Raw genomic sequence first — 6,047 nt, 5'->3', positions numbered from 1 at the left:
CGAACACACAAACGCCCGCCATCCATGCGGATCAGCGGGCGCGTGGGTCTTGCTGCCGGCAGATGCCCCCATCCGCCGGCCTGCAATCAGTCGTGTCGATATCGCCTAGTGGCGGGTCGACAGCCATTCGCGGGCCGCACGTTGGGCGGCGGCGACGTCCATGGTCGACATCTGGTCGGAAATCTCGGCGCGATAATACTTCGCCGGCTCCGAGCCCATCAGGGCTGCCAGGTTGAACCATTTGTGCGCTTCGACATAGTCGATCTCGCCACCCTGGCCGGTTGAATACAAGATACCAAGCTTGCACAGATCCTCACCCGTCGGGTCGGCAAATGCTGCTTGATGCGCTTGGGCCGTTTCTACGTCCGTGAACGCCATGGGACTTCCCCTTACTTTTACACTGGCGGGTCCTGTCTTTTTGACCTGTGACCCGCGACCACCATCCAGTCCGAATGCCTTCGAACAGATGTGATCCTGAGCAAAGAGAATTGCATTAAGGTTAAGCCGAACCAGAAATATTGGCCTTAAGCCTTTAAATCCATTAGAGTTTCCTACCGAGGAGTAAACGCGATATCCACGCATCGGTAAGACTTGTCCGGCTGGCCCTGCGCAGGCGTGCGGGCGTTGCGACCCGGACCAGGGTCAGCAGGAGAACAAGAATGGCACCTGCCAGCGAGAGGATCAGGCCGCGCCGGACCTCCTGTGAGGCCTGCGGACGCTCAGGCACCGGCAATAACGCGTCATATGCCCCCTCGCCGAGCCATTCCATCACCGCCAATGTCGCCGGGCCGGACAGGGTTCCGACACGCTGCAGGCTGTCGAGCGTCGCGGCACTGTCCGGGTAAGCCATCAGACGAATGGCTTCAAAACTCGACGTCACCTCACGCAAATCGGCCACGCGCTGCAGGACTGTCGCCAACACAACGGCCCCCTCCGCCGTCCGCACATCGAGCTGGGCGGCGAGGCGTTGAGTCATCCGGGCCGGCGCGGCAAAGGCGATATCCGGGCGGATCCCGGCACGATCGACCGCATCACGTATCTCTGCGGCGGGCAATACGCGCGGCAGGGCTTCCACGAGCCAGGCTTCCAATTGCGGATTGAGCTGACCTGCCCGGCGTGCGGCGATGAGGATTTCAGCGCCGGACCTCATCGATCGGCCACGCGCAGGGAGCTCCACCAGACCGGACTCAATCGCGGCGAGCGCCAATGAAAGGTCATCCGCCGCTGCCGGCGGAATGATCGGGCTGTCGCAGCCGGACAAGGGCGTGCGGTCTTGCGCACAGAGCGCGATGACCAGGTGACGGACGCCGCCATAAAGACGTGTCGTCCCCGACGCCCCGGCCACCAGGCCGGGCACAGCCCGCATCTCGAACTGGCCCCGATGATCGCCCCGGAAAAACCCGTCCGCACCCTCACGCGCCACAGCCCAGGCGAATTGCCGATCGGCGCGGCGGCGATTGAGGGCTTCCGGCGCGAAGACCAGCGCGGGCGGATCAAGACCAAGCTCTCGTCCCCGCGCGATCTGCTCACGCCAGGCATCATCGAGACGCTGGCGACGCTGCCAATCGGGACCCGCGCGCAATTCGGCGTCCAGGACACGCGGCCCGGCAGCACCGGCTATCGCGTCCAGAGCCAGCCAGTCGCGTCCCATGAGGTCAGGCCCCAAGGCGGCCCAGCTGCGGAAACGATCGATATCGGCGCGTCGGCGCGCATCGCCCCGGACCGATGTTTCCAGCCGCGCGATCCAGATGTCCCGGGCATCCGCCTCGGCCGGCACGGCCTGGCGGATGCGCTCTGCGAGGCGGCTCTCCTCGCCGGGAACGGAACCGACATGCGCCTGCAATCCCCCGGTCTCGTCCAGCCATCGCGCACCGAACCAGCTCGCCGCTGCCAGGGCCGCGATCAGACAAAGCGGCTGGAAACCCTTGAAAACGGCCCGCCAGCCCAGCCAGACCACGAGCCCGACGGCCCTCGCCTCCCAGGGTGACAGGGTTTCCGCGCGCCAGCGTTCGACCCGCTCACGCCGCAGGGCCTCGCTTCGGGTCAAGCCGGCCCGCTGCCAGGCGTCCGCGCCCGGTATCGATATCGTGTCACCAGCATCGACGGTATCCGTCATGATGCCCCCCTGTTCCCGCTGCCAGTTAGGCCGGGCCGGGTTAACCATGCAAGCCTATGCGCGTGAGGCGCGAATGCGGCGCGTGCGGCCAGTCGCCACACACATGATGTGTTGGCACGCCCGGCGCCACGGCTTATTGGCTAGGCACCGCCGACAGGAGCCTGCCATGCCGTCCGATACCCTTTCCCGTTTCCAGCCGGTCTCGATGACACTCGCACAGACCGACAAGGCTCGCTTTGCGGCCGAGCTCGGCAAGAGTTTTCGCGAGTTCGGCTTTGCGGCGATCGCGGACCATGGCCTCGAGGATGCGCTGATCACGGATGCCTATGACAAGGCAGCTGAATTCTTCGCGCTGCCGGAGTCGAAAAAGATGGCCTATCTCGTCGAGGGTGGCGGCGGCGCGCGCGGCTACACGCCTTTCGGCAAGGAAATCGCCAAGGACGCCAAACATGTCGACCTGAAGGAATTCTGGCATGTCGGGCGCGATTTGCCGGCCGGTCATATGTATGAAACCGACATGGCGCCCAATCTGGTGCCGACCGAAATCGCTGGCTGGCGCGAAACGGTACACGGTCTCTACGCCGCCTTTGACGCGCTCGGCGTCCAGGTCCTGCGCGCCATCGCAATCGATCTGGGCCTGGAAGAAACCTATTTCGATGATGCGGTGAAGGACGGCAATTCGGTCATGCGCCTGCTTCATTATCCGCCCGTGACCGGCGACCCCGGGGGCTCGATCCGCGCCGAGGCGCATGGCGACATCAATACGATCACGCTCCTTCTGGGTGCCGAGGAGCCCGGCCTGCAGGTCAAGACGCGCGATGGCGAATGGATTGACATGAACCCGCCCCCGGGCTGCCTGGTCGTGAATATGGGCGACATGCTGGCGCGTTCGACGAATGATGTCCTGCCATCAACCCAGCACCGCGTCATCAATCCGGCCGGCGCCCGCACCGGATTTTCGCGCTATTCCCTGCCCTTCTTCCTGCACTACCGGCCCGACTACATGATCGAGACCTTGCCGGGCTGTGCCGGAGCAGACAATCCGGACAAATATCCCGAGCCGATGCGGGCCAATGATTTCCTCAACCAGCGCCTTCGCGAGATCGGTCTTCTGAAATAAGCCGGCTGTATGACCGGGCCCGTGCAGTGTCCGGCGCTCGCCCCGGAAGGCCTGGCCTGATCCGGGACTGAAAAAGGGGTGCGATCCCCATGCCCGCACCCCTTCCAGTCTGAAAACGCCATCCGAGGGTCGGGCTGTGCTCCCGCCACCGTTGCGGCTCGATCACTATCTTGAGGTTGTATTACCACTTCCCTAAACGAACACCCGGATGAACAAGCTGTAATACAACAGGAATGCATGGTTACCATGCACGCACAAGTAAGGTGGCGACCCACATAGGTCGTCTCGATAGCAGGCAGAGAATCAATTCATTGGCCACATTGGCGCGAAGGGCGCACGCTGGAAGCGTGGAAGTTGGTCCGGCTGGGTCGCTTGCGGTCTGGCCGGGCTGCCACCAGCCAACTGGATGGCCGCGAGGTTCGCCTCGCGGCCTTCTTTTCAGACCTTAAGCGGGTCTAGATATTTTCTGCAAGCTAAACGTGTTTTGCGTGCTAAACTCCCCCTCGAGAAAAAGGGGAGCCTGTCATGACCACACTCGAATGCCGCCTCATCAATGCGGCCATCGCCTGCTACGCCATCTCCAAGGGGCAGATCCCGCAGGGCAATGCCAACGCCAAGGCGATCGGCCTGGCGCCGAACACATGGCCCAAGGTCTTCGTGAACGGTCTGGACGAGATCAATGCCGGTTTTGTCGCCGAGACCGATGATGGCTGGGTCGTCCTCGCACTGCGCGGGACCCTGCCCCCATTCAAGGGAGACCTTGTGAAATGGGTACTGGACTGGCTGCAGGATTTCGAGGCCGGCCCCACCAACTGGTATGTCGGTGGCCGTGTGTTTGGCCGGGTCGAGACCGGTTTCGCCAACGCCACCCTGTCAATTTGGCCTCAGGCCATGGCGGCGCTGAGCCAGATCGACCTTTCCGCCAAAAAGGGCATTCTGGTGACCGGTCACTCCAAGGGCGCGGCGATGACCTATCTCGCGGCCTCCCTGCTCAAGACCGCCTGGCCGCATCTTCTGATCGAGAATTGCTGTTTTGCCGCGCCGCGTACCTGTGAACAGGATTTCGCGGCGAATTATGACGCCCTGGGCCTGACACCCTTCACCGTGCGCTACCAGAACATGTACGACATTGTGCCCTACCTGCCCTGGTGGCCGTTACTGTCAGTCCTGGCCGCACAGGAGCGCCATGACAGCAAGGGCGCCTCAAACCGTCTCACCGCCACGGCCTGGCCGGAAGCGGGAAATCCCGCCTTCTCCAACGCCTATGTCCCGATCGGCCATCTGCGCTATCTTGGCCCCGATTGCGTGGTGGAGTACGGCCAGCAGGGTGCGGCCAATGCCTGGGCCGCCATGCGGCACGCGCTCGACCATCTCGATTTCAAGGAAATCGCCGAAGCTCACAGCGCTTCAGGCCGCTATTATGCCTGCATTTGCTAGGCAAGCCTGGGCTTAGCCACCGATCGGTTTGGGCTTTTTCATGCCGGCCGGCACATCACGAACATGGATGTCGATCTGCGGATACGGGAATTCGACACCGTGCTCGTGGAAGCTCTTCCAGATCGCTATATAGACCGCACTGCGCACATTGGAGAGACCGTTCTCGGGATCGCAAATCCAATAGCGCAAATCGAAATTGACCGAGCTGTCGCCGTATTCGACCAGATTACAGACCGGCGCCTTGTCGGGCACGACACGGTCGACTGTCCTGGCCGCCTCGATGGCAAGTTGCTGGACCTGTTCAAGGTCCAGCGTGTCATAGGAGACGCCAAAGGGCGCATGCTGGCGCACGACCCGATCGGATTTGGACCAGTTGATCACGCCATTGGCGATGAAATGCTCATTGGGGATGAGATGCTCGGTACCGTCACGCGTGCGCATGGAGACATAGCGTGACTGCATGCCGGTCACCCAGCCGAACTGGCCATCGACTTCCAGGGCGTCGCCCGGCTTGATCGACTTGTCGGCCAGCAGGGTGAAACCGGCGGCGAAGTTGGCGACGGTCTTTTGCAGGCCCAGACCGACGCCGATACCCACCGCGCCGGAGAAAATCGCCAGGGTGGCGAGATTGAAACCGGTCAGCTGCAGCGCGATCAACAAGGCGATCACCGGCAGGGCGAAGCCGAGAATCTTGGCGATCAGCGCGCGCAGCGCCGGCGAGATTTCCTCGGCCCGTTCGAGCTGGGCATTGACGGTGCGACCGGCCAGCGAGGCCAGCCAGAAAAGAGCACCGAAATAGATCAGGGTGCGCAGGACATCGAACAGGGAGAGATCGACAGGCTCACCATCCTCGGTCTCGCCCAGCGGAATGGCCAATGCCTGCAATTGCATGACAACATCATCGAGCAGGCCGAACACGTCGAGCGCAGCGACCGGCCAGGCGACATAGAAGGCGACCTTGGACCAGAAACGCGAGCGGATAATCAGGGTGACGGCCCGGATGACCAGCCAGGCGGTCATCAGGCTCATGCCCGCGTCGATCAGGGCGAAGGGCCGGTCCAGCGCGCCCAGCACGATGCGGATGATGGCCAGAACCGCGACCAGGGCGAGCGGCGTCGCCAGTGATATGGCGGCGGTCAAAAGGCGCCGCGCCAGCCCGGTCTTGATCCGCGCTCCTGCAAGGCCCTCGACGACGTGGCGCAAGCGCGGCCCGAAGATCAGCGCCGGGATAAAGGCCGCAAGAATGAGACCCATCTGGATGGCAACATCGAGATTGAGCAGGCTGGCCAGCAGCCAGTCCCAGATCCCGCGCACATGCGCTTCCAGCACCTCCATCGGCAGAAGTTCGCCCAGCGCGCTGTCATCCTGTGGTGT

Annotated in this window: 5 protein-coding genes; 2 read left to right on the top strand and 3 right to left on the bottom strand. The window is 63.0% G+C overall.

Features of this window, described 5'->3' with window-relative positions; all coding sequences use genetic code 11:
• Positions 1-105: 105 nt before the first annotated feature.
• Positions 106-378: a hypothetical protein gene (locus QZ266_RS14680; protein WP_295696448.1), complete on the bottom strand. Its 273-nt coding sequence runs from the start codon at positions 376-378 to the stop codon at positions 106-108.
• Positions 379-541: 163 nt separating this feature from the next.
• A complete protein-coding gene (locus QZ266_RS14675) occupies positions 542-2,116 on the bottom strand; it encodes a hypothetical protein (RefSeq protein WP_295696446.1) in 1,575 nt (524 codons plus the stop codon).
• A 166-nt stretch (positions 2,117-2,282) separates the two neighbouring features.
• Here QZ266_RS14675 and QZ266_RS14670 point away from each other — a divergent pair, with 166 nt between their 5' ends.
• Together QZ266_RS14670 and QZ266_RS14665 are read left to right on the top strand one after the other, a co-directional pair.
• On the top strand, positions 2,283-3,236 hold the full coding sequence (locus tag QZ266_RS14670) for a 2-oxoglutarate and iron-dependent oxygenase domain-containing protein (RefSeq protein WP_295696444.1): 954 nt from the start codon (positions 2,283-2,285) through the stop codon (positions 3,234-3,236).
• 525 nt (positions 3,237-3,761) lie between these two features.
• The gene (locus tag QZ266_RS14665) at positions 3,762-4,673 is read left to right on the top strand and encodes a lipase family protein (protein WP_295696442.1); all 912 of its coding nucleotides are present in this window, start codon (positions 3,762-3,764) and stop codon (positions 4,671-4,673) included.
• 12 nt (positions 4,674-4,685) lie between these two features.
• On the opposite strand, the gene QZ266_RS14660 is transcribed toward QZ266_RS14665, so the two are convergent.
• On the bottom strand, positions 4,686-6,047 hold a 1,362-nt coding region (locus QZ266_RS14660), incomplete at its 5' end, for a mechanosensitive ion channel domain-containing protein (protein ID WP_295696440.1).

Origin of the sequence: uncultured Maricaulis sp. (assembly GCF_905480005.1) — a bacterium.
GTDB lineage: Bacteria > Pseudomonadota > Alphaproteobacteria > Caulobacterales > Maricaulaceae > Maricaulis.
The sequence above is the reverse complement of the archived record's forward strand: the minus strand, read 5'-3'. Positions and strand labels throughout refer to the sequence as shown.